This window comes from Bacillus tianshenii, assembly GCA_020524525.2.
Classification (GTDB): Bacteria; Bacillota; Bacilli; order Bacillales; family Bacillaceae_N; genus Bacillus_AV.
In genome coordinates this window covers 2,187,447-2,210,218 of sequence record CP129018.1, presented here as the reverse complement: position 1 = coordinate 2,210,218, position 22,772 = coordinate 2,187,447, and the positions used below count along the sequence as shown (strand labels likewise).

Sequence of the window (22,772 nt, the reverse complement as noted above, 5' to 3'; positions counted from 1 at the left end):
GGGTTGTAAAAAGGAGTAACGGGAGGGAATTATGGCAAAGAAGCAGCATAAGAGGGAGAGCATACCACATTTATTGTATCGACTTGTCATGATTTGCATTGGAGCAGGGCTTGCAGCATTTTCGATCGAGCTCTTTCTTGTTCCAAATGAAATTATTGATGGCGGTATTATTGGTATTTCACTTATTTTAGATCATTTATTCGGTGATCTCTCGCCGTTTATTAGCTTTGCGACGCTTGTTGTTATTTTAAATATGCCATTTATGTACTATGGCTATAAGCAAATCGGTAAGACGTTTGTGTTCTCATCGATTTTCGGTATCTTAGCACTTGCAATTATTGAAAGCTTTCTACACCATGCAGCACCGATAGATTTGAAGGAACCCATTCTTGCAGCTGTGTTTGGCGGATTAACGCTCGGTATTGGGGTGGGTCTTGTTATACGTCACGGCGGGTCAATGGACGGAACAGAAATTCTCGGTATTTTAATGACGAAGCGGCTGCCGTTTTCAGTCGGGGAATTTGTAATGTTTATAAATCTTTTTATCTTTGGTTGGGCTGCTTTCGTATTTGGTCTTGAACAGGCGTTGTTTTCAATCTTAGCCTATTACATAGCGTTCAAAACGATAGATACCGTTATCCAAGGTCTTGATGAAACAAAGGCTGTTATTATTGTCTCTGACCGTTATGAAGAAGTATCGGACGCAATTCTGGATCGGCTTGGTCGCGGAACGACAAAGTTGAAAGGAAAGGGCGGCTATACGGATGCTGAGAAGGATGTTATTTATGCCGTTATTACCCGATTAGAAGTAACAAAGTTAAAAGCACTTGTCCATGATGTGGACCCAAGCGCATTTATTACGATTATGAATACACAAGAAACGAAAGGTGCAAAGTTCAAGTCACCGATTCATTAATCGTTTCCGAAATTTGCAGGGCGTGATGGTTACGACCTGCTTTTTATTTAACATATTTTTGGATTTTTACTTAAAAAAACCATGTTTGTTGACGAAATCATAAGAAAATGAGGATTAGTCAATGTTTTTACAAGAAAATAAGGCGTTAAACCCTTTGAAATGGGCTTCAACCATCCATTTATCCTATTTTTGAGTGTATTTATCTCTTGCTTAAGGTAAAAAACTTCGTTACAATCAGCGCTATGAGTTTAGAAAAGGAGTGATTATAGGTGAAGAAATTCATCAATCGTCCTCGATATATTTTCACGGCACTGTTAATCATTGGAGCAGGCGTGTTTGTTGCAATGCAAAGTCATTATCAACATAAAGTATCTGCGCTCGAGGCAGAGGTAACAGAGTTAGAGGAAAAGAATATTACGTATCGTGATGCGATGAAGTATACACAGAATAACGAGGAAGAAAAAATCGGGAAAGTATCTTTTTCAAATTATAAACAATGGCAGAAAGCTCAAAAGCTTGCCAATCAATTTGTTGAACAAAGTGATGGAAAGTTTAAAAAAGAATGGGGACTATTTTTAATCAGCAAAGCAAAACAGTATGAGATTGACCCATACATTGTATATGAGCTGATTCGCGTTGAAACAGGAGACACATTCGACCCGAAGCTTAAAGGTCCTAAAACGCAATATGGACATGCTTATGGGTTATCCCAGTTTATGAAAAATACAGCGCCATGGATTGCAGATATGGCCGGTATTGAATACAAAGATGACTTATTATACAATCCTTACTATTCCATTCAATTGTCGGTCGTCTATTTGGACTTTTTGCATGAACGTTACGAAGGGGACTGGGACCAAGCATTAACTGCTTATCATCGCGGCATTTATGGCTTGGAAAATTACGTGAAAGAAAATGGACATGCTAAGAGCTGGTACGCGAAGCGTATTCAAAATAAAGCAAAGAAACAAGAACAACTTGTTGCATATAACCAATAGCTAAAAAAGGAAACCTGGGCTGTACAAGACGTATAGCTCAGGTTTTTTTGCGGTATTGTTTACATTCGAAGATCAGTTTAGTATACTTAGGTACGCAAATCGTAATAAATCGTAATGATTACAAATTATTAAAGTGAGTATAGGTGATGAACCATGAAGGAACCCATTTTAGATATTGAACACGTCTACTTTCGTTATGAAAAGCAAGATGTATTGGAAGATATTACGTTTAGCTTGCCGCAAGGAGCTTTCCTTGGTCTGGTCGGTCCGAACGGCTCAGGTAAGTCAACTCTAATTAAACTCATTCTCGGTTTACAGAAACCACGAAGCGGGAGCATAAAGCTTTTTGGCACACCTATTCAAAAGTTTAAGGACTGGGACCGTATCGGTTTTGTTTCTCAAAAAGCAAACAGTTTTAACACTGGCTTTCCAGCTACTGTTCATGAAGTTGTGTCAATGGGACTTGTTTCAAAGCTCGGTTTCTTTCGGTTTATGGGGAAGAAAGAGAAGCAGAAAGTGAATGAAGCAATTGAAGCGGTTGATATGATGGCGTATGCGAACCAAAATATTGGCGAGCTTTCTGGCGGACAACAGCAACGGGTTTTCATTGCTCGTGCACTTGTCAGCGAACCGGACCTGTTGATTCTAGATGAACCAACAGTAGGGGTCGATGCTCAAAATGTGAATATGTTCTATGACATGCTTGAGAATTTAAATCGTAATCGAAACATGAGCTTGTTGCTGATTACGCATGATATAGGGACTATTACTGATAAAGTGACACATGTGGCCTGCTTAAACAAGCATTTGCATTTTCATGGAGAAGCCGAAGAATTTGAGCAGCTTGAAGAAAAGAATGTTTCGCAAATCTATGGTCATTCGCTCCAAGTGTTAACACATAATCATGGAGGGCATGCACATGATTGAAGGCTTCTTTCGTTATGAATTTTTGCAAAATGCAGTGCTTACAGGAATGATGATTGGCTTTATTGCGCCACTGCTAGGAGTGTTTATCGTTGTGCGCCGTCTATCATTGATTGCAGACGCACTTTCACACATTACACTTGCCGGCATTTCAGCAAGCATGCTGTTAGAGAAGAAGTTTGGGCTTGTTGGCTTGAGTCCTGTCTATTTTGGAATGGGCTTTTCTGTGCTTGGGTCACTATTTATTGAGCAGCTTCGGAAGGTGTACAAGCATTACGAGGAGTTGGCTATTCCGATTATTTTATCCGGTGGGATTGGTTTAAGTGTTATTTTCATTTCACTTGCAGATGGATTTAACTCGGACTTATTCAGTTATTTATTTGGCAGTGTAACAGCCGTAAGTCGCGGCGACTTGTGGATGATTTCTGCTATTACGATCATTGTTGTTGCAACAGTGATTCTATTCTATAAAGAATTATTCGCTGTTTCCTTTGATGAGGAACATGCCATTGCATCTGGTATTAAAACAAAGGCTGTTCATTCAATAATTATTGTGATCGTTGCCCTTGTTATTGCTGCTTCTATGCGCATCGTTGGCGTACTATTAGTGTCTTCCTTAATGACACTACCTGTGGCGGCAAGTATTCGTATTGCAAAAGGGTTCAAACAAACCATCTTCATGTCTGTTATTTTTGGAGAGTTAGCTGTTATGGGAGGGCTTGTAGGGGCTTATTACTTAGATTTGGCTCCAGGTGGTACAATTGTTGTTCTTGCTGTCTTCATTTTGTTAGGTTCGATTGTATGGAGAAAAATTAGTCGTAGATAGTTTCTCTATTTCAGGAGGGAAAGCGTTATGAAGCTTGATCATGCCTTAGATATGCTGAAAAATAAAGGGTATAAATATACGAATAAACGGGAAGAAATGCTTCGCCTGTTCGTTGAAAATAATCGCTATATTCGTGCAAAAGATGTGTTGGATTATATGAAAAGCAAGTTCCCAAGCTTAAGCTTTGATACAATTTACCGTAACTTGTCATTGTTTGCTGAGCTAGAAATCTTGGAAGAAACAGAATTAGAAGGTGAAAAACACTTTCGTATAAAATGCGCCACAAACGAACATCATCATCACTTTATCTGTCTCGACTGCGGCAAAACAGCCCAAATCCATGCCTGCCCAATGGAACGCCTAGACGAAAACTTCACCGGCTACGACATCACCGGCCACAAATTCGAAATCTACGGCAAATGCCCAGAATGTAAATAGAAAAGCGGAGGCGCCTTGCTCAGGGGCGACAAGCATAAGGCAGAATGCGGAGAGGACCGCTTTTTGTCCTCGCAGCAGGCTGACTTATGACCTCGAGCCCCTAGGCGCCATAGCTGGACAAAAGAAAAGCGGAGGCGCCTTGCTCAGGGGCGACAAGCATAAGGCAGAATGCGGAGAGGACCGTTTTTTGTCCTCGCAGCAGGCTGACTTATGACCTCGAGCCCCTAGGCGCCATAGCTGGATCAAAATCAAAGGAACGCTGGCTAAGAACGGCACATCCTGGGCCAACGCCTGAGCTAGTACATCCTGTACGTCGAAAAAAGCCCTCAGCATCACCAAATAAGGTGAAAATGCTGAGGGCTTTTTTATGCTTCTCGTCGTAATGATTCACTTTTTTTCCAGTTTTCGACCCAGTGTTGGGCTTCTTGCCAGCTGTAAACGCGAATCACTTTGTCTGGGATAGGGTTACGATTATATGGTGTATCAAATAAAATGACCGGAATGTCGCATTCCTCACTAATCTCAACCGCGTTATCATGTTTGTCTTCAAAGAAAATATCGACATCGTGGTTTTGAGCGACTTTGATTTTATCGTGTTGACCAATTAGCTCAATATGGTCGAAATGAATATTATGTTTTTCAAACCATTCTTTTGTTGTATTGAGCAAATGATTTCCTCGTGCACTAATGAAAAAGAATTCGTGCTCGTGCTTCCAGTCATCTAGCACGTCGATCGCACCTTCTGCAAGCGGTGACTCCGCATAGATGCGTTGCTCATTTCTGGCAAACCATGCAGCGACTTCTTTTTCAGAAACGCCAAGTAATGGCACAAGATTGTATTGTGTGATGTCTTCAAGTGTAAAATCTTTTTGAAATGCTTCATTTAAATATGGCACAAATGTGCTCGGGCATGTGACGGTCCCGTCAATGTCGATACCCATTCGAATTGATTTCATATGCAACCACCTCTTTTCAACATAAGTTATATTGTAACATATTTGTTCGAAGTGCAAACATTTGTCACTTATAATCGCTTCCCTATGCTTCATACTATGAATGCTTCTCTATAAAGGAAAGCGAGGGATGAACAATGACAGAAAATAACTTTGAGAACAATTCGAAAACCTACGATAAAGAGGAAGTACGAGCAGCCGCTGAGCGTGAATATCGCGAAGAAACAGCCGCTGAAATGGCACCAGCTCGATTACCTGAAGTCAACAGTGAGACTCGAGCAGAAGATGCGCATGATATGCGTGCTCGTCAAGAAGCTGAAGATACTGACGGTAGAGGGCTTGGTATGTTTGCGCTAGCGATGTCGATTCTTGCACTGTTCTTCTTGCCAGTGATCTTAGGGGCAGCAGGCATTATTGTCGGCTTTATGGCACGTAGAAGAGGAGCAGAAGGCTTAGGCGCTTGGGCTATCGGTGTCGGAGCAGCTGCGATTATCGTATCATTATTTATTGCACCCTTTTTTTGATATCGCTTAAAGGGATTGCATATGCATAGAAAAGAACATAGAAGCGTTCAGCCGAGAATCTGTTGTTTGATTCCACCGTTGAATGGGTCTGGTTCTAATCTAAAAAAGAAGCTTGACGAGATATTTCTCGTCAAGCTTCTTGTGCTTCTTCAGCCTGCTTCTTATAATGCTCTTCTGCGATTTTGTCGACTTCTTTCTTTAATTCTTCAACCATTATCTCTTCTGGTACTTTACGAACGATTTCTCCATGGCGGAATAGTAAGCCTTCACCACGTGCACCTGCAATGCCGATATCCGCCTCACGAGCTTCACCAGGACCGTTTACTGCGCAACCGAGCACTGCGACTTTTATTGGTGCTTTGATTGTTGAAATGTATTCTTCTACTTCGTTTGCAATGCTAATTAAATCAATTTCAATTCGGCCGCATGTTGGGCAGGAAATAAGTGTTGCCGCATTCGCAGCTAAGCCAAATGATTTCAGCAACTCTCTTGCAACCCGAACTTCTTCAACAGGGTCTGCGCTTAATGAGATACGAACAGTGTTACCGATTCCTTTGCTCAAGATTGCTCCAAGGCCTGCAGCACTCTTAACAGTACCCGCGAATAGTGTTCCTGATTCTGTAATCCCTAAGTGAAGCGGATAGTCAAAGGCACGAGAGGCTTTTTCGTAAGCTTCAATCGCAAGGTTCACGTCAGAAGCCTTTAGCGACACAATAATGTCATGGAAATCAAGTTCCTCTAGAATTTGAATATGATGAAGGGCACTTTCAACCATACCATCTGCAGTCGGATAGCCGTATTTCTCTAAGATACGTTTTTCGAGGGAGCCTGCATTGACACCGATGCGGATTGGAATCCCTTTTTCTTTAGCGGCGTTTACGACAGCTTCGACTTTCGCACGTTTTCCGATGTTACCTGGATTGATGCGGATTTTGTCTGCACCGCCTTCAATTGCTTTAAGGGCTAATTTATAATCAAAATGAATATCCACTACAAGCGGAATGTTAATTTGCTTTTTAATATCGGCAATCGCATTTGCTGCACGTTCATCAGGACATGCGACACGAACAATCTGGCAGCCTGCTTCTTCAAGACGTTTGATTTCAGCAACGGTTGCTTCAACATCGTGTGTTTTTGTTGTTGTCATGCTTTGGACGACAACTTGATCATTTCCACCGATTGTCAAATTGCCGACTTTGACAGGGCGTGTTTTTGTGCGATGTGTAATTTCATTCATTTCTAATATCGCTCCTTTGATCAAATTTGCTTGATCATTGTTGTTCGTTTTCTTTCTTCATTATAAAGGGTGTGATGTCCTTTTAGAAGGGAAAACTTAACGTCTTCTCCATCCTAACATAAAATGCTTTAGATGGTGTATGTTATTGTTTCTTCTCGAGCGAATAGGTTGGAAAGCGATAGACTTTATCCGTTTGAATGTTTATAGGTTCTGTGTTTTTATTGTATTTTTTAAAATCCTTGATAAGTTGATCGATTAAAACAGGAGTTTTCCCACCGTGCAGTGTTTGTGTAATTGATAGCAATGTGTCTCCGGGCTGAACTTTATGCTCGACATATGGTGCTGAAATCCTTTGCTCTTGTTTTTTCGCATAAACCGGTGTTGTATCCCGAAGAGAACCTGTTGTTAAGTCTGAATAAGCTGCGTATAAAATGAATGTCGCTAGTAAGCTAAGTAGAACCTTCTTCATTGTCATCTCTCCTTAATATTTCTTACTACAAGTTATGCTTGTCCATTTGAAAAATAACGAAATTGGACATATTTTTTTCATGTAGAAAGATGACATTTGGAATAGATTTCTCTCATTTCCTGTATCTTCTTAATAAAATGTTTATCGCCTCTTTACACTTCTTTAACAAAAGTTTGTCATACTCTGACTTGAATATGGTAAAGGGGTGTTAGTGTGAAAATAGGGAATGGGAAGCGGTTTGAGCTCACAAATAAACAGACAAAAAGCTCCTTTAATAGTAAAAAGAAACGGTCACCGAAGAAACGCGAAAGTCGTTTTATGAAGTGGATTCAGGATACAGTTCTTATGAAAGTTAGCTTGCAGCAACGCTTGTTTATCTTATTTATTACATTACTGGTTGCGTCTTTAAGCACTACCGGTTATGTATCTTATTCGAAGTCAAAAGAAACGACCATGAAAATTATCGAAAGTCGTTTGGAACGTGAAGTAGACACAACGAGTGAAATTGCTGGAAATTTGATGTTGGCATATGCAGGGGATATGGAAAAATTTGAAAATCGTTTGAACCGTAGAGTTATTCAGACGCAATCATCTCAGTTAATTCAGGACGGTCTTGAAGCCGACTTTTTTCTAGTAGAAAGAGGACAAGCAAAGCCGTTTCCGATTAGTGCCTCGTCAAAGGTGACCTTTTCACAAGAGGTGTTAAAAGTCATAGATGAAATGGAAGATGGTATCATCCATGCTGAGGTAAATCATAAAGATTATACACTTGCATTTAAGACTATCCAGGAATTACGAGGGATCTATTTATTAGCTGTTCCAACCGAAAGTTATATGGGGACGATTTATCAGCTAGGGCGTTTTAATCTACTTGCAGTAGGTATTAGTGTCGTTATTGCAAGTTTAATGATTGGAATGATTGTGCGAAGTATAACAAAGCCATTAACTGAATTGCGAAATGTGATGCGGAAAGTACGGAATGGGGATTTAAATCAGCATATTGATATTACAACTACAACCCCTGAAATTACATCACTAATAAAAAGTTTTAACTTAATGATGAAGCAAATGTCATTAATGATTTCACGTGTAAATCAGACGACAACACAACTTGAATCGACTGGCCATGACCTGCGGCACGCTTCTGATACAGCGCAGTCATATAATAACCAGCTTATGGATGCAATCCATGTTGTGAAGCATGGTGCTGAACAAACGGCCTCCCGTTCTGAAGAAAACATTCATACGTTTGGAGAAATGAAACATCAGATTGAGCACGTTTTAACGAATATGCACAATCTTTTCAGAAGCGCATCACAAATGAACGTCTCTGCTGAAGAGGGAGAAGGTCGGATGACAGATATGATTGATGCGATGGATGAGTTTGAAAAAGAGTTTACTTCAATGGCAAAAACAATCGATGACGTCAAAAAGCATTCTTTATCCATTGCAAATGTCATTGATTTGATTAACAATATTGCAGAACAAACGAAGCTTCTTTCGTTAAATGCAGCCATTGAGGCGGCGCGTGCAGGTGAAGCTGGTAAAGGATTCTCCGTAGTTGCGCAGGAAGTACGAAAGCTTGCAGAACAATCATCAGACGCTACGACAGAAATATCACATTCCATTCAAAGTATGGAGCAAATTTCACTTACAGCAGCAAACCAATTTGACGGAATGCGCAGTAATATTTCTGAGCATTTAGATGTTGCGGTCACATCAAAGCATTCATTTGATAACTTAATGAAAGAAATTAACGTCATGAACGGAGATATGCAAGTCATTGAACAGGAATTACAATCATTGCAACAGATGTTACCAACAATTGAACAATCAGTCCAAAGCTTTGCGTCAGTTTCGCAGGAAACATTAGCAAGCGCTGAGCAAATGCAGGTCGTATCAGAAGATCAGATGCGTCAGATGAATGATAGTCATCAAATTGGAAAGAAGCTAATGGAGCTGTCCGAATCGTTAGCTAAGTTAACGAAAGAATTTCAAATTGCCAAACAAAAAGATGCGAGCTAAGTGCTCGCATCTTAATTTATTTCGTTTTAAGGGTAGCTAAACCAATTCCAAGGGAACCTGCATAAATAAGAGCACACCAAGCAATATATTCAACGATAAACATTGTTAGCCCCTCCTTAAAGTTAAGAATATAATATATATGTATGTCTATGGCGTTAGAACAGCTCAAGGAAAATTTAACAAATAAAATTAAATGGTTGTAAATAATGTTAATGTTTTGTAAATTAATTATTACAATATTTCGGAAAAAAGTCAACAAAAAACCACTCTTTACATGAAAAAGTGATCATGTACGGAGTGGTTTTTAGTGATGGTTAACTCTGCGTTCAACTTTTGGGTTTCGGAACCCCTTTTAGGATGGTAATGATACATAGGAATGCAACTAACCAATAGAGAAGAAAGGCACCTGGCACTGTTATTTGGAAGGCATCAAGTAAAGCAAAGATTGTTGTTGGAATCGTGGCTGCATAGGCAGACAACCTCCATAATTGGCTGTAGTTAACCCTGCGCTTCATTGCATTTTTAAATAGAAGACCAGCCAAAGCTAAAGCCGAGATGCCGATAAATTTTAATGCAGTTGCGAAAAGATACATGATGAGAAAGAAAAGCGGACCAATAATCAGTAGCCATTGTTCAAGCTTTTTAATTAAATCAATCGCTTTTTCTTTAGTTAGATTTTCAGGAAGAAATAGCCCCTCATATGGTAAGGTTTGCTGTTGTTGACTTCTTTTTAAGACAAGTTCTGATTGAAGAAATCCGACTGCATTTTCATGTTTGGTCACTTGCTCGGTTGTGATTTCGCCCGTTGGATCAAAGTAGTAGATATAGCCGTTGTTTGTCCACGTAACAGGTTCGTCCGTTACAGAAGTCAGTTGACCGTTTTTTAGTTCAAATTCAGGCATATTTTCATTAAATTGACTAGCTGCATTTTCGAAAAGGTCGTCAACATCAAGGTAGATCATAATAGCAGTCGGTAACGAAATAATAAGCATCATCGTAAAGACGTACAGAATCGTTTTGCCAATTGATTGAAAACGATAGACAGCTGTTTTCCTTAAAGCATAAAAGCATTGGAAAAATTGTTTGAACACATTCATGTATACGAGCACTTCCTTTTATGATATCTATCGAACATTTTATCTAATAATGTCGACTGAAACAAATAGCGAATATTCAATTAATAGACCTTTTTATAAACGAAACGTAAAACGAATGTAAATTCTGTGTAAATTTACGCGTGTAATGGTTTACAAAAGGATTACGTATAATTAATAATGGTGAAGGTTATTGATGAAGAATGTCGAAATTTTTTAGATGAGGGGTTGAATATTGTGGATTTAGATGTCCAAAAGATGATATTTGAATTCTTAGGAGGTCTTGGTATCTTCCTATTCGGGATAAAGTATATGGGAGATGGCCTTCAAAAGTCAGCAGGAGATAAGCTTCGAGATATTTTGGACAAGTTTACAACAAATCCAGTTATGGGGGTTATTGCTGGGGCAGTTGTAACGATTTTGATTCAATCAAGTTCAGGTACAACCGTATTAACTGTGGGGTTAGTTAATGCAGGCTTTATGACATTGCGTCAAGCAATTGGGGTTGTAATGGGTGCAAATATCGGGACAACTGTTACAGCATTTATTATCGGGATTGATGTAGGGGCCTATGCATTACCGATAATTGCTGCAGGTGCAATCCTGTTATTCTTCTTTAAAAACAAAAAAATTCATTATATGGGACAGATAATGTTTGGTTTTGGGGCACTTTTCTATGGGTTAGAGTTAATGGGCTCTGGTATGAAGCCGTTACGTTCCCTGCAAGCATTTCAAGATTTAACGGTTAGCATGAGTGATAACCCGATTCTTGGGGTTGTAATTGGGACAGCATTTACAGTTATTGTCCAAAGCTCAAGTGCTACAATCGGAATTTTGCAGGAGTTGTTTGGCCAAGGTGCAATTGATTTGAATGCTGCACTGCCAGTATTATTTGGAGATAACATTGGTACGACAATTACCGCTATCCTTGCATCTATTGGTGCTACTGTTGCAGCTCGTCGTACAGCATTAACACACGTTATTTTCAATGTAATTGGAACAACCATTTTCTTGATTATTCTACCGTTATATACGACGTTTATAACATGGCTGCAAGGTACCATGAACTTGAATGAACCGATGACAATCGCGTTTGCTCATGGAACCTTTAACTTAACAAATACTTTGATTCAACTTCCGTTCATCGGACTGCTTGCATTAATCGTGACGAAGCTCATTCCTGGTGAAGACAGCTTTGTTGAGTATAAAGCACAGCACTTAGACCCGATCTTTATCCAGCAGTCACCTTCACTTGCGCTTGGACAAGCAAAAGAAGAAGTGCTTCGTATGAGTGAATTTGCGGTAAAAGGGCTGGAAGAAGCGCACCTTTATATGCAAAATAAGCAGCAAAAGCATGCGGATATGGCGATGCAATATGAAGATGCCATAAATAACTTGGATCGAAAAATAACAGATTACTTAATTGAACTATCCGCAAGTGAGCTATCAGATGCTGAGTCTGAGAAGCATTCAATGCTAATGGATACTGTCCGTGATATTGAGCGTATTGGGGACCATTTTGAGAATGTAATTGAGCTTGTTGACTATCAGCTTTCAAATAAAGTAAAAATGACAGAGCATGCAATGAAAGACCTTGAAGGAATGTTTGAGTTAACTGTTTCGACACTGCGTCAGGCTATTCAAGCGTTGCATAATCTTGATAAAGAGGATGCACGTGCAGTTGTTCAGAAAGAAGACCAGATTGACAAGATGGAACGCAATCTTCGAAAGCAGCACATCCTGCGTGTAAATCAAGGAAATTGTTCAGGTTCTGCTGGCATTATCTTTGTTGACATTATTAGTAACTTAGAGCGTGTCGGAGACCATGCAGTAAATATTGCTGAAGCGGTTATTGGCGAGGAAGAAATACAATCATAAGTAAATTAGTTGGGCAGCGGGGGAACTCGCTGCCCAATTTAATAAGAATATATATATTTGGAATCCTTTTTTGGGAAAATAAATTATTGCACAAATTTATTTTTTATGTTATAGTATTTCTTGCGTCGTTAAGAGAAAGTGATGAGGTTGACAACCTTTCTCTTACATGATATATTCAATTTTGTCTTTTAAAAAATATTCCACAGTAGCTCAGTGGTAGAGCTATCGGCTGTTAACCGATCGGTCGTAGGTTCGAATCCTACCTGTGGAGCCATATGGCGGCGTAGCTCAGCTGGCTAGAGCGTACGGTTCATACCCGTGAGGTCGTGGGTTCGATTCCCTCCGCCGCTACCATACATAACTTTATAAAAGCTTAATGGCGACTGTGGCGAAGTGGTTAACGCACCGGATTGTGGCTCCGGCACTCGTGGGTTCGATTCCCATCAGTCGCCCCATTAAGGACCCTTAGCTCAGCTGGTTAGAGCTGACGGCTCATAACCGTCCGGTCGCAGGTTCGAGTCCTGCAGGGTCCACCATACACACTGCGGAGGAATACCCAAGTCCGGCTGAAGGGATCGGTCTTGAAAACCGACAGGGGCTTTACGGCCCGCGGGGGTTCGAATCCCTCTTCCTCCGCCATAATATTTTTTAAGATGGATCGTAAGGCTCAGTGAACTTAAAAAATTTAATTCCTTATCGTCGCGGGGTGGAGCACGTCCGAATAAGCATCGGAGCAATCACTTCAGCATACCGATTGAGCCACAGCTTGAATAATCAACCTGAAATCGGGATGGTTCTCATGTAAAGCTCAGTGAACTCAATAATCTATATTTTTAACCGTCGCGGGGTGGAGCAGTCTGGTAGCTCGTCGGGCTCATAACCCGAAGGTCGTAGGTTCAAATCCTGCCCCCGCAACCAAATTAATTTCATTAACTACGTCGAAATCACTTCTTAGCTAATGAAAAAGAGTAGTGCAATCGTACAACCAAAATACTTTTACTTACTACGTCGAATCAACTTCAAAGTTAGTAAAAAAGAGTAGTGCAATCGTGCAACCAAAATACTTTTACTTACTACGTTGGAATACTTCCATTGTTAGTAAAAGAAAGTAAACAACTAAAATTTTAATCATTCATATCAAACTGTCCAATAAATAGGACAGTTTTTTTGCGTTTTAATGGTTTGGGAGTTCTTATTATCGGGTACATTTTATAGTGGACTAGAAAAAGGATACGAGTGTATAATGCTGGTCACTTTTCATATACTAACAAAGGTTTGGAAATGATGAGCAAAAGAATTGAACTAGTACGACACATCTGCTAAAGTAATGAATGTAAGAACTTTTGAAACATTTTTGTTTAGTAACTTGCGAAAAGGTTCTTACTTCTATTACATACTTAAAAATACAAGGAGGAGTTTCACTTATGGCATTTGAACTTCCAAAATTACCTTACGAGTACAACGCACTTGAACCTCACATTGATGCAACAACAATGGAAATCCACCATACGAAACACCACAACACGTATGTAACAAAATTAAACGCTGCACTTGAAGGTCACAACGACCTTCAAAGCAAAAGCATTGAAGATTTAATGGCGAACTTAAACGAAGTACCTGATGACATTCAAACAGCAGTACGTAACAACGGTGGCGGTCATGCAAACCACAGCCTATTCTGGACAATTCTTTGCCCGAATGGCGGCGGTGAGCCAACAGGTGAACTAGCTGAGGACATTAACAAAACATTTGGCAGCTTTGACAAGTTCAAAGAAGAATTTGCTGCTGCAGCAGCAGGCCGCTTCGGTTCTGGCTGGGCTTGGTTAGTTGTAAACAAAAACAACGAGCTTGAAATCACAAGCACACCAAACCAAGATACACCTCTAATGGATGGTAAAACGCCAATCCTAGGCCTTGACGTTTGGGAGCATGCATACTATCTTAACTACCAAAACCGTCGTCCTGACTATATCAACGCATTCTGGAGCGTTGTAAAATGGGACGAAGTTGCAAACCGTTATAGCGCTGCAAAATAATTAAGTAATTTAGAAAAGACCGGAGACAAGATTTACTTGTCTTCGGTCTTTTTTATTTGGTGCTTTCTCCCCTTTTTTGCATAAAAGATGACTGTTTCGGAAGACTAGAAATAGCATTTAAAGGGGAGTCGGCTATGAACAAAGCATTGCGTTTTTTTACTGGGAAAATTGATGTCAGTAAAGATTTAATTTTACTGCTTATTGTTGGTGGATTATACGCGCTCAGCATTGCACTATCAAATACCTTTGTAAATGTGTATTTGTGGAAGCAATCGGGGCAGTACAGTGATATTGCGCTTTATAACTTAGCGATCGTTATTATGCAGCCGCTAACATTTATTTTAGCAGGGCGGTGGGCAAAGCGAATAGACCGTGTTATTGTACTGAGAATGGGTGTTATTTTTTTATCTATTTTTTATTTAACTGTGTTAATTGTTGGGGAGCATGCCTCAAGCTTTTTATTACTGTTAGGTGGATTGCTTGGAATTGGCTATGGTTTTTACTGGCTTGCGTTTAATGTGCTTACATTTGAAATAACAGAACCTGATACACGTGATTTCTTTAACGGTTTTTTAGGCTTGTTAACATCATTTGCAGGTATGATTGGTCCTTTTCTGGCAGGCTTTATCATTTCTAGCTTGGAAAAGTTCACTGGGTATACAGTTATTTTTAGCATTTCGTTAGGTTTATTTGTTGGAGCTGTCTTTTTAAGTTTCTTTTTAAAAAGGCGTCCGGCAAAAGGAAATTTTTCATTTCGAAGGATTATGGCAGAACGCAAAAATAACAGCAACTGGAATAACATTTTATGGGCACATTACTTTCAAGGTTTACGGGAAGGAACATTTATTTTTGTTATTTCTGTTTGGGTCTTCGTGTCAACGAATAGTGAGCTTGCTTTAGGAACATTTGGGTTGCTAAATTCAGCTGTAGCGTTTGTCATGTACTTTTTAGCAACGCGTTTCATTAAACCGCGCCATCGGAAGCGGTCGATTTTAATAGGTGGTCTTCTTCTATACGCTGGGATTTTCTTAATTATTTTCACACCGACATTTCCACGTTTGATGGTTTATGCGGTTATTATTGCTATCGCGTATCCTTTATTGCTTGTGCCATATTTGTCGCTTACATATGATGTAATAGGCAGGGCTTGGCGTGCAGCAGAAATGAGGATTGAATATATTGTCGTTCGTGAATTATACTTAAACTTCGGGCGAGTTACGTCCATTGTTTCCTTTCTATTTGCAGTTACCTTCTTTAATGAACAAACAAGTATTCCAATACTTCTTTCCGTTATTGGTGCAGGGCACTTAGTAATTTCACTGTTTGTGCGTAATATTTATTTTAAACCAAAAGAAGAACGTGAGCCGACAAGGAATGCCTCAGTTGTTAAGCCGGAGCTTGCGGACGGAGAAGGAGGGTCTACAGTCTGACCCTTTTCGTTCTATGTAAATCCATTATATAATATAGAGAGAAAATGATTGTTTTTTAATTGGAGAGGGAGAGGATTTGTGAAGAAAAAAAAGAATAAATCTCACATTCCGTTTCGTTTAAATATATTGTTCTTTATCGTATTTATGATTTTTTCAAGTATTATCTTGCGGCTTGGTGTCGTACAGATTGTCGAAGGAGAAACATATAAGAACGAAATTGAACGAACGGAAAATGTCATTGTTAATACCCCAGTTCCACGTGGGAAAATGTACGACCGAAATAATCAAGTGATTGTTGATAACGAACCGTTAAATACAATTACGTACACCCGTATGAAAGGTACTTCAGTTGAGGATACGTTAAAGGTTGCTCGCAAGCTTGCTGCGTATATAGAGAAGTCACCAGAACATGTCACAGAACGAGATAAGAAAGATTATTGGATGCTAACACATCCAGATGAAGCGAAAGCATTATTATCTGAAAAAGAGATTGAGGACCTCGAAGATAAAGAGTTGTATAAGCTGCAATTAGAGCGAATTCCAAAAGAAGAACTAGAAAGCTTTTCTAAGGAAGAGCTTGAAGTGTTAGCCATTTTTCGTGAGATGAATCAAGGCTATGATTTAACACCACAATATGTAAAGAAAAATGTTCCGAAAGAAGAATATGCAGTGGTAAGTGAGCACCTTGAAGAACTGCCAGGTGTCAATACAACGACAGATTGGGATAGAAAGTATGCCTACGGTGATACGTTTAAATCCTTCTTAGGCAATGTGTCGTCATCTGAACAAGGGCTACCGGCTGAATCGTTGGAATATTACTTATCACGTGGCTATAGCCGTAACGACCGAGTTGGACGGAGCTTCTTGGAGCTTCAATATGAGGATGCGTTACGTGGTCAAAAAGAAAAGATTATTAATGTAATAGACGCTTCTGGTAAGTTAGATAAAACAAATGTGGTCGCAAATGGTCAACGTGGAAAGGATTTAATACTTACGCTTGATATTGAGCTCCAGCAAGAGGTTGAGAAAATTATTAAGGAAGAGCTGTTAAAGGCGAAGCAGAAATATCCTCATTATAATCGTTTCTTAGACTCTGCATTTGTAGTAATGATGGACCCGCATACAGGAGAAGTTTTATCGCTTGCAGGTAAAAAGTATACAAAAAATGATGAAGGAAAGTATGAGTTTTATGATTATGCACTTGGTACAGTGACATCAGCTTACGAAATGGGCTCTGCCGTCAAAGGTGCGACTGTATTGACTGCATTTGATCAAGGGGTCATTGAGCCTGGAGAGCGGCTGTTTGATACACCAATTCGCATTAAGAATACGTCTGAAAAGTCATCGTGGAAAAACATGGGCTGGATTAATGATTTAACAGCTTTGAAGCAATCATCGAATGTTTACATGTTCAGGATTGCCATGATGATGGGTGGATATAATTACCAACCAAATCAAAGTGCACCGTTTAATAATCCAGAGGCATTTGAAGCGATGCGAAATTCGTTCAGTCAATTTGGTCTTGGCGTAAAAACAGGCATTGACCTACCGTTTGAAGCGGGTGGAATTACAGGTGAAGCACGCCGCATTGGTAACTTAATGGACTTGGCGATTGGGCAGTTTGATACGTATACACCGATTCAGCTTGCTCAGTACATTTCCACAATTGCAAATGGCGGCTATCGCATTCAGCCTCATTTATTAAAAGAAATTCGTGAACCGGCGATTAACAAAGATGAACCAGGTAAAGTGCTTTATCAATATGAGAAAAATATTTTAAATCGAATCAGTATGAGTGATGAACATATAAATCGTGTCAAAGAAGGGTTACGCCAAGTTATGCAGGAACCAAATGGTACAGCATATAGTCCATTTGGTGATGCTGAATATAAACCTGCTGGTAAGACTGGTACAGCGCAAACCTTCTATTATGGACCAAAACGCAAGCCTGGGGATCCAGTTGAGCAGACGTACAATTTAACACTTGTCGGTTATGCCCCTTATGACAACCCAGAAGTATCCTTTGCAGTAGTTGTGCCATGGACACATGATGACTATGCTGTTAATAAATATATTGGTGAGCGTATTATGGAAACGTATTATGACTTGAAAAAGAAACGAATGCAAGGTGATGAACAGGGAGAAAAGGCTGAGCCAGCTGAAGGACAGCAACCAACTGAATAGAGGAAACATATGAAGAAAGTACCTGTCAAAATTGGCAGGTACTTTCTTTTTTTCTCTGAAAATAAAGATTTTTCCCGATGTATGTAGAAATATGCGAGGTTTACAAAACCTTAACACTCGATTAAAACGTCTTTAAAAGTACAGGCGTAATATACTAATCGGAGCGGGGCAACAGGCCAAAAGCTTCACAAACCCAAAAGGTTAGGTTACATGTACAAGCCTAACTCAATCTTTTAAAAAAATTAGGGGGAATAAGGAATGAAGCACATGAAGAAAGCAATGCTAATGCTTTTACTAGCTGCAGTGATGGTTGTAGCAGCAGCATGCGGAGGCGGCGGAAATAGCGCGCCAGCTGAAGGTGAAGGAAATAACGGTGGCGGCGAACTTGAAGGTGAAGTAGCAATTGATGGTTCATCAACAGTATTCCCGATTATGGAAGCTATTTCAGAAGAATATGCAGGACAACAGCCGAAAGTTAAAGCACCTGTTGCAGTATCTGGTTCTGGTGGCGGCTTCAAGCGTTTCGTAGTTGGCGAAACTGACTTAAGTAACGCATCTCGCCCAATTAAAGATGAAGAGAAAAAACTTGCCGAAGAAAATGGCGTTGAATATTTAGAATTAACACTTGCTTATGATGGTCTTTCAGTAGTAGTAAACAGTGAAAATGACTGGGCAACTGACTTAACAGTTGAAGAGCTTAAGAAGATGTGGAAAGAAGGCAGTGAAATCAAGAAATGGTCTGATATCCGTTCAGAATGGCCTGACAAAGAAATTAAATTCTTCAGCCCTGGTACAGACTCTGGTACGTATGACTACTGGAATGAAGTAATCCTTGAAGATGAGCCTATGCGTCGTGACGCTCAGCTTTCAGAAGATGATAACGTACTTGTTAACGGTATCGCTGGTGAAGAAGGAGCAATCGGATTCTTCGGTTATGCTTATTTCCTTGAAAACAAAGATAAGCTTAACGTTGTAGGCATCGATAACGGTGAAGGTGCAGTAAAACCTGATGGTGACACAATTCAAAGCGGTGAATATGCTCCACTTTCTCGTCCATTGTTCACATATGTAAATACGAAGTCTCTTAAAGAAAAAGAGCATGTGTATGACTATGTAAAATATACACTTGAAAATGCAGGTCCTCTAGCAGAGGAAGTTGGTTATGTAGCACTTCCAGATGAAAAATATCAAGAGCAGCTTGATAAAGTGAAAGAAGCAGCTGGAAAGTAATTAGATGAATGTTTGAAGTGGGAAGTGAGCTTCACTTCTCACTTCGCCATGTAAATGAAAGGGGTTTTCATAATGGCAATACCGAAGCAAAAACAAGATTTTGCCGAGGATATCTCTGTCAACGAGATCATTAAAGAGAAAAAATCAAAACGTTCGATGCATGGAATAATTGAGAAGCTTGTTCCGATTTTCTTATTTGTATGTGCGAGTATTTCGGTTCTTACAACAGTGGGTATTGTATTTACCCTATTGTTTGAAACTTTTACATTCTTTGACCGTGTCTCAATGGTAGAGTTCTTAACGAGTACAGAATGGTATCCGTTCTTTGGCGAAAATCCGGACTACGGTATTATGCCGCTTATTAACGGAACACTATTAATTGCAGTTATTGCTATGATTGTGGCAATTCCCATTGGTCTTGGTTCAGCCATTTTCTTGAGTGAGTATGCGACTGACCGAACACGTCGTGTGATTAAACCAATTTTGGAAGTACTTGCAGGTGTGCCGACTATTGTATATGGCTACTTTGCTTTGACATTTGTAACACCTCTTCTTAAAAGTATTATTCCTGAACTATCCATCTATAACGCATTGAGCCCTGGAATTGTCGTTGGGGTTATGATTATCCCTATGGTTGCTTCGCTTTCAGAAGATGCCATGAGCTCTGTGCCGAATGCAATGCGTGAAGGTGCACTAGGTTTAGGTGCAACACGCTTAGAAGTGGCACTTAAGGTTGTATTGCCAGCTGCCTTATCAGGAATTATCGCTTCTTTCGTACTTGGTATTTCTCGTGCAATCGGTGAAACGATGATTGTTACCGTTGCAGGTGGAGCAAGTCCGAAAGTGACATTGGATGTAACAGATTCCATCCAAACGTTGACAGCCTATATTGTTCAAGTAAGTCTAGGTGACGCAGGGTACGGAACAACAATTTATTATAGTATCTATGCAGTAGGTATGACATTGTTCGTATTCACCCTAGTGATGAACTTATTTGCACAATGGATTTCTCGTCGCTTTAGGGAGGAATATTAATTATGAAACTAGTTGATCAATCACTTGTCAGAAAGAATACGTCAAAGCGTCTAAAAAAGAACGGCCTTTACAAATATATCTTTATCACAGCTACTTCATTTGGTTTGGTTGTATTAGCAACGTTATTGTATCGTGTATTGACTCAAGGATTAGGTTATGTTGATTTATCATTCTTTCAAAATTTCGCCTCTCGACATGCTGAAGAGGCTGGTATTAAAGCAGCGATCTACGGAAGCTTGTGGATGATGTCAGTTGTTGCGCCAGTTTCCCTTATCTTAGGTGTCGGAACAGCGCTTTACTTGGAAGAATACGCAAAGAAAAATCGTTTTACGACATTCATTCAAACAAACATTCAAAACCTTGCAGGTGTACCATCAATTGTATTCGGTCTTCTTGGTTTAACCATTTTCGTTCGTACATTTGGTCTTGGCCGAAGCATTCTTGCCGGTGGGCTGACAATGAGTCTCTTAATCTTGCCTGTTATCGTTGTAGCAGCACAAGAAGCGATTCGTTCTGTACCGAAAGAACTTCGTGAAGCATCGTTTGGAATGGGTGCGACAAAGTGGCAAACAATTCGTCGCGTCGTGTTACCAGCAGCCATTCCTGGTATTTTAACAGGTGCGATTCTTGCTTTATCTCGTGCGATTGGAGAAACAGCTCCACTCGTTATGATTGGTGCGTTAACATTCGTTGCGTACTTGCCTGAAAACTATTTAAGTGGGTTTACAGTTATGCCGATTCAAATCTTTAACTGGACGAGTCGCCCGCAAGAAGAATTCCACTTTGTGGCAGCAGCCGGAATTATCGTCCTGTTATTAATGCTTATTATCATGAACTCAATTGCTGTGTTTATTCGAAATAAATTTCAAAAGCGTTACTAATCTTGAAGGGTTATTTAGATGAAGGAGGATTCAACTGATGAAAGTTGCAAAAGCAATGGAAAATAAAACAAAAACAAATCCAGCATCAGCAGAAACGGTTTTCAATGTAAAAGGGTTAAACTTATGGTATGGTGATGACCACGCGCTTATTAACAATGATATTGCAATTCCTGAAAAGCAAGTAACAGCGATTATCGGGCCATCTGGTTGTGGGAAGTCAACATTCCTTAAAACATTAAATCGCATGGTTGAAATGGTACCAATCGTACGTACTTCAGGTGAAATCAATTACCGTGATCGCAACATTTTTAATAAATCATACCCGGTTGAAGAGCTTCGTACTCAAGTAGGTATGGTGTTCCAAAAGCCAAATCCATTCCCAAAATCAATCTATGATAATATCGCTTATGGTCCGCGTATCCATGGCATCAAAGATAAGAAGACGCTTGACCGAATTGTTGAGAAGAGTCTTCGTGGTGCCGCTATTTGGGATGAAGTAAAAGACCGTTTGAACGAAAATGCATATGGCTTATCAGGGGGGCAACAGCAACGTATTTGTATCGCACGCTGCCTTGCAATTGAGCCAGATGTTATTCTAATGGATGAACCAACGTCTGCACTTGACCCAATTTCAACATTAAAAGTCGAAGAACTTGTCCAAGAGCTGAAGAAAGATTTCAGTATCGTTATTGTTACACATAATATGCAACAAGCTGCTCGTATTTCTGATAAGACAGCGTTCTTCTTAAACGGTGAAATTATCGAATTCGACCAGACAGACCGCTTATTCTCGAACCCTTCTGATAAGCGTACAGAAGATTATATTACTGGACGTTTCGGGTAAACGTTAGGAGTGCTATGAAATGAGTGTACGGGAACAGTTTGACTTAAAGCTAAAAACGATGAAAGAAATGCTTTTAGAATTAGGAACGCTTGCTGAAGTTTCATTGGATAAAGCTTTCTATGCTCTTGAGCATGAAGATGTGGATATGGCGCTTCGAGTGATTGAAGAAGATCAGAAAGCAGATGATTTGGAAGAAGAGATTAATGATTTAGCAATTATATTAATTGCACGTCAATCACCCGTTGCAATTGATTTACGTCGCATTATTGCTGCTTTAAAAATATCTGCAGATGTAGAGCGAATTGCAGACTTGTCCGTGAATATTGCTAAGTCTGTGATTCGGATGGGCAATCGCGAGCATCGCATTGAAATGGAACAGCTTCCGAAAATGAGAAAAATGGTCAAAGAAATGCTTTCTTCTGCGATTCAAGCATATGTGGAAGAAGATGTTGTTCTTGCAAAGAAAGTAGCTGAAACAGATGATGATGTGGATCGCTTATATGCAGAAATGGTTCCAGAATTGATGCCGATGTCAACTCGTTTTCCAGATGAGATCGTACAGATTACGCAGCTTGCCTTCATTGGCCGCTATATTGAGCGCATTGCTGACCATACAACTAACATTGCCGAAGAAGTCTTCTATCTTGTAAAGGGCATCCGCTATGATTTGAATGAATAGGGTAAAACGCTGTTTCCTTTAAAGGTAAGGAAGCAGCGTTTTTGTTTTGGCTCTATAGAAGAAGGTGTTTAATCTTTTTTTAAAGGGGAAATATTTAACATAAGTCATTGTCAATCAATACCGTTAAAATTCAAAATACTGATTCATTAATGTTGTTCTGGTGACATTAAT

20 protein-coding genes and 6 tRNA genes are annotated in these 22,772 nt (G+C 39.8%); 22 read left to right on the top strand and 4 right to left on the bottom strand.

Annotated elements, in window-relative coordinates; translation table 11 throughout:
- Nucleotides 1-31 precede the first annotated feature (31 nt).
- The 5 genes from LC040_11190 to LC040_11170 all read left to right on the top strand — a co-directional run bounded on the left by LC040_11190 (nt 32) and on the right by LC040_11170 (nt 4,102).
- The gene (locus LC040_11190) at nt 32-916 is read left to right on the top strand and encodes a YitT family protein (GenBank protein ID WLR49862.1); all 885 of its coding nucleotides are present in this window, start codon (nt 32-34) and stop codon (nt 914-916) included.
- A gap of 269 nt (nt 917-1,185) precedes the next feature.
- A complete protein-coding gene (locus LC040_11185; protein WLR49861.1) occupies nt 1,186-1,914 on the top strand; it encodes a transglycosylase SLT domain-containing protein in 729 nt (242 codons plus the stop codon).
- 153 nt (nt 1,915-2,067) lie between these two features.
- Nucleotides 2,068-2,841: a metal ABC transporter ATP-binding protein gene (locus LC040_11180; GenBank protein WLR49860.1), complete on the top strand. Its 774-nt coding sequence runs from the start codon at nt 2,068-2,070 to the stop codon at nt 2,839-2,841.
- Nucleotides 2,834-3,664, top strand: coding sequence for a metal ABC transporter permease (locus tag LC040_11175; GenBank protein WLR49859.1), 831 nt, complete (start codon nt 2,834-2,836; stop codon nt 3,662-3,664). The genes LC040_11180 and LC040_11175 overlap by 8 nt, the downstream gene beginning before the upstream one ends.
- 27 nt (nt 3,665-3,691) lie before the next feature.
- A complete protein-coding gene (locus tag LC040_11170; protein WLR49858.1) occupies nt 3,692-4,102 on the top strand; it encodes a Fur family transcriptional regulator in 411 nt (136 codons plus the stop codon).
- Between the two features lie 365 nt (nt 4,103-4,467).
- On the opposite strand, the gene LC040_11165 is transcribed toward LC040_11170, so the two are convergent.
- Nucleotides 4,468-5,058, bottom strand: coding sequence for a hypothetical protein (locus LC040_11165; protein ID WLR49857.1), 591 nt, complete (start codon nt 5,056-5,058; stop codon nt 4,468-4,470).
- Between the two features lie 233 nt (nt 5,059-5,291).
- On the opposite strand from LC040_11165, the gene LC040_11160 reads away from it, so the two are divergent.
- The gene (locus LC040_11160) at nt 5,292-5,579 is read left to right on the top strand and encodes a DUF4190 domain-containing protein (GenBank protein ID WLR53269.1); all 288 of its coding nucleotides are present in this window, start codon (nt 5,292-5,294) and stop codon (nt 5,577-5,579) included.
- A gap of 130 nt (nt 5,580-5,709) precedes the next feature.
- Here LC040_11160 and ispG read toward each other — a convergent pair whose 3' ends face one another.
- A complete protein-coding gene (ispG, locus tag LC040_11155; protein ID WLR49856.1) occupies nt 5,710-6,816 on the bottom strand; it encodes a flavodoxin-dependent (E)-4-hydroxy-3-methylbut-2-enyl-diphosphate synthase in 1,107 nt (368 codons plus the stop codon).
- Between the two features lie 142 nt (nt 6,817-6,958).
- Entirely contained in the window at nt 6,959-7,285 is a 327-nt protein-coding gene (locus tag LC040_11150) for a LisM domain containing protein (GenBank protein ID WLR49855.1), read from the bottom strand.
- Nucleotides 7,286-7,498: 213 nt separating this feature from the next.
- Between LC040_11150 and LC040_11145 the strand changes: the two genes are divergently transcribed.
- On the top strand, nt 7,499-9,310 hold the full coding sequence (locus LC040_11145) for a methyl-accepting chemotaxis protein (protein WLR49854.1): 1,812 nt from the start codon (nt 7,499-7,501) through the stop codon (nt 9,308-9,310).
- A 326-nt stretch (nt 9,311-9,636) separates the two neighbouring features.
- Here the strand turns inward: LC040_11145 and LC040_11140 are convergent, their stop codons facing one another.
- Nucleotides 9,637-10,407, bottom strand: coding sequence for a DUF1189 domain-containing protein (locus LC040_11140; GenBank protein ID WLR49853.1), 771 nt, complete (start codon nt 10,405-10,407; stop codon nt 9,637-9,639).
- 234 nt (nt 10,408-10,641) lie between these two features.
- On the opposite strand from LC040_11140, the gene LC040_11135 reads away from it, so the two are divergent.
- The 15 genes from LC040_11135 to phoU all read left to right on the top strand — a co-directional run bounded on the left by LC040_11135 (nt 10,642) and on the right by phoU (nt 22,601).
- Nucleotides 10,642-12,282 (top strand): Na/Pi cotransporter family protein, encoded by a 1,641-nt coding sequence (locus tag LC040_11135; GenBank protein WLR49852.1) that lies wholly within the window; start codon nt 10,642-10,644, stop codon nt 12,280-12,282.
- A 199-nt stretch (nt 12,283-12,481) separates the two neighbouring features.
- Nucleotides 12,482-12,556: transfer RNA gene (locus LC040_11130), tRNA-Asn, on the top strand.
- Between the two features lie 3 nt (nt 12,557-12,559).
- Nucleotides 12,560-12,636 (top strand) — tRNA-Met (locus tag LC040_11125).
- A 25-nt stretch (nt 12,637-12,661) separates the two neighbouring features.
- A tRNA-His gene (locus LC040_11120) sits at nt 12,662-12,737 on the top strand.
- A 4-nt stretch (nt 12,738-12,741) separates the two neighbouring features.
- Nucleotides 12,742-12,818: transfer RNA gene (locus LC040_11115), tRNA-Ile, on the top strand.
- 10 nt (nt 12,819-12,828) lie between these two features.
- Nucleotides 12,829-12,921, top strand: a tRNA-Ser gene (locus tag LC040_11110).
- A 202-nt stretch (nt 12,922-13,123) separates the two neighbouring features.
- Nucleotides 13,124-13,200: transfer RNA gene (locus LC040_11105), tRNA-Met, on the top strand.
- A gap of 506 nt (nt 13,201-13,706) precedes the next feature.
- A complete protein-coding gene (locus LC040_11100) occupies nt 13,707-14,318 on the top strand; it encodes a superoxide dismutase (protein ID WLR49851.1) in 612 nt (203 codons plus the stop codon).
- A 134-nt stretch (nt 14,319-14,452) separates the two neighbouring features.
- The gene (locus tag LC040_11095; GenBank protein WLR49850.1) at nt 14,453-15,748 is read left to right on the top strand and encodes an MFS transporter; all 1,296 of its coding nucleotides are present in this window, start codon (nt 14,453-14,455) and stop codon (nt 15,746-15,748) included.
- Between the two features lie 78 nt (nt 15,749-15,826).
- Nucleotides 15,827-17,932: a penicillin-binding protein 2 gene (locus LC040_11090; protein WLR49849.1), complete on the top strand. Its 2,106-nt coding sequence runs from the start codon at nt 15,827-15,829 to the stop codon at nt 17,930-17,932.
- A gap of 258 nt (nt 17,933-18,190) precedes the next feature.
- On the top strand, nt 18,191-19,162 hold the full coding sequence (locus LC040_11085) for a PstS family phosphate ABC transporter substrate-binding protein (GenBank protein WLR49848.1): 972 nt from the start codon (nt 18,191-18,193) through the stop codon (nt 19,160-19,162).
- A gap of 72 nt (nt 19,163-19,234) precedes the next feature.
- Nucleotides 19,235-20,197 (top strand): phosphate ABC transporter permease subunit PstC, encoded by a 963-nt coding sequence (pstC, locus tag LC040_11080; GenBank protein WLR49847.1) that lies wholly within the window; start codon nt 19,235-19,237, stop codon nt 20,195-20,197.
- Nucleotides 20,198-20,199: 2 nt separating this feature from the next.
- Complete coding sequence (gene pstA, locus LC040_11075) at nt 20,200-21,078, top strand: phosphate ABC transporter permease PstA (GenBank protein WLR49846.1); 879 nt, start codon at nt 20,200-20,202, stop codon at nt 21,076-21,078.
- A 37-nt stretch (nt 21,079-21,115) separates the two neighbouring features.
- The gene (gene pstB / locus LC040_11070; GenBank protein ID WLR49845.1) at nt 21,116-21,922 is read left to right on the top strand and encodes a phosphate ABC transporter ATP-binding protein PstB; all 807 of its coding nucleotides are present in this window, start codon (nt 21,116-21,118) and stop codon (nt 21,920-21,922) included.
- 19 nt (nt 21,923-21,941) lie between these two features.
- The gene (gene phoU, locus LC040_11065) at nt 21,942-22,601 is read left to right on the top strand and encodes a phosphate signaling complex protein PhoU (protein WLR49844.1); all 660 of its coding nucleotides are present in this window, start codon (nt 21,942-21,944) and stop codon (nt 22,599-22,601) included.
- Nucleotides 22,602-22,772: the final 171 nt, after the last annotated feature.

Coding starts and splice junctions, on each gene's coding strand:
- LC040_11095 (WLR49850.1), top strand. CDS start 14,453: ATGAACAAAGCATTGCGTTTTTTTACTGGGAAAATTGATGTCAGTAAA.
- LC040_11180 (WLR49860.1), top strand. CDS start 2,068: ATGAAGGAACCCATTTTAGATATTGAACACGTCTACTTTCGTTATGAA.
- LC040_11175 (WLR49859.1), top strand. CDS start 2,834: ATGATTGAAGGCTTCTTTCGTTATGAATTTTTGCAAAATGCAGTGCTT.
- LC040_11165 (WLR49857.1), bottom strand. CDS start 5,058: ATGAAATCAATTCGAATGGGTATCGACATTGACGGGACCGTCACATGC.
- LC040_11170 (WLR49858.1), top strand. CDS start 3,692: ATGAAGCTTGATCATGCCTTAGATATGCTGAAAAATAAAGGGTATAAA.
- phoU (WLR49844.1), top strand. CDS start 21,942: ATGAGTGTACGGGAACAGTTTGACTTAAAGCTAAAAACGATGAAAGAA.
- LC040_11150 (WLR49855.1), bottom strand. CDS start 7,285: ATGAAGAAGGTTCTACTTAGCTTACTAGCGACATTCATTTTATACGCA.
- pstC (WLR49847.1), top strand. CDS start 19,235: ATGGCAATACCGAAGCAAAAACAAGATTTTGCCGAGGATATCTCTGTC.
- LC040_11160 (WLR53269.1), top strand. CDS start 5,292: ATGGCACCAGCTCGATTACCTGAAGTCAACAGTGAGACTCGAGCAGAA.
- pstB (WLR49845.1), top strand. CDS start 21,116: ATGAAAGTTGCAAAAGCAATGGAAAATAAAACAAAAACAAATCCAGCA.
- pstA (WLR49846.1), top strand. CDS start 20,200: ATGAAACTAGTTGATCAATCACTTGTCAGAAAGAATACGTCAAAGCGT.
- LC040_11190 (WLR49862.1), top strand. CDS start 32: ATGGCAAAGAAGCAGCATAAGAGGGAGAGCATACCACATTTATTGTAT.
- LC040_11140 (WLR49853.1), bottom strand. CDS start 10,407: ATGAATGTGTTCAAACAATTTTTCCAATGCTTTTATGCTTTAAGGAAA.
- LC040_11085 (WLR49848.1), top strand. CDS start 18,191: ATGAAGCACATGAAGAAAGCAATGCTAATGCTTTTACTAGCTGCAGTG.
- LC040_11100 (WLR49851.1), top strand. CDS start 13,707: ATGGCATTTGAACTTCCAAAATTACCTTACGAGTACAACGCACTTGAA.
- ispG (WLR49856.1), bottom strand. CDS start 6,816: ATGAATGAAATTACACATCGCACAAAAACACGCCCTGTCAAAGTCGGC.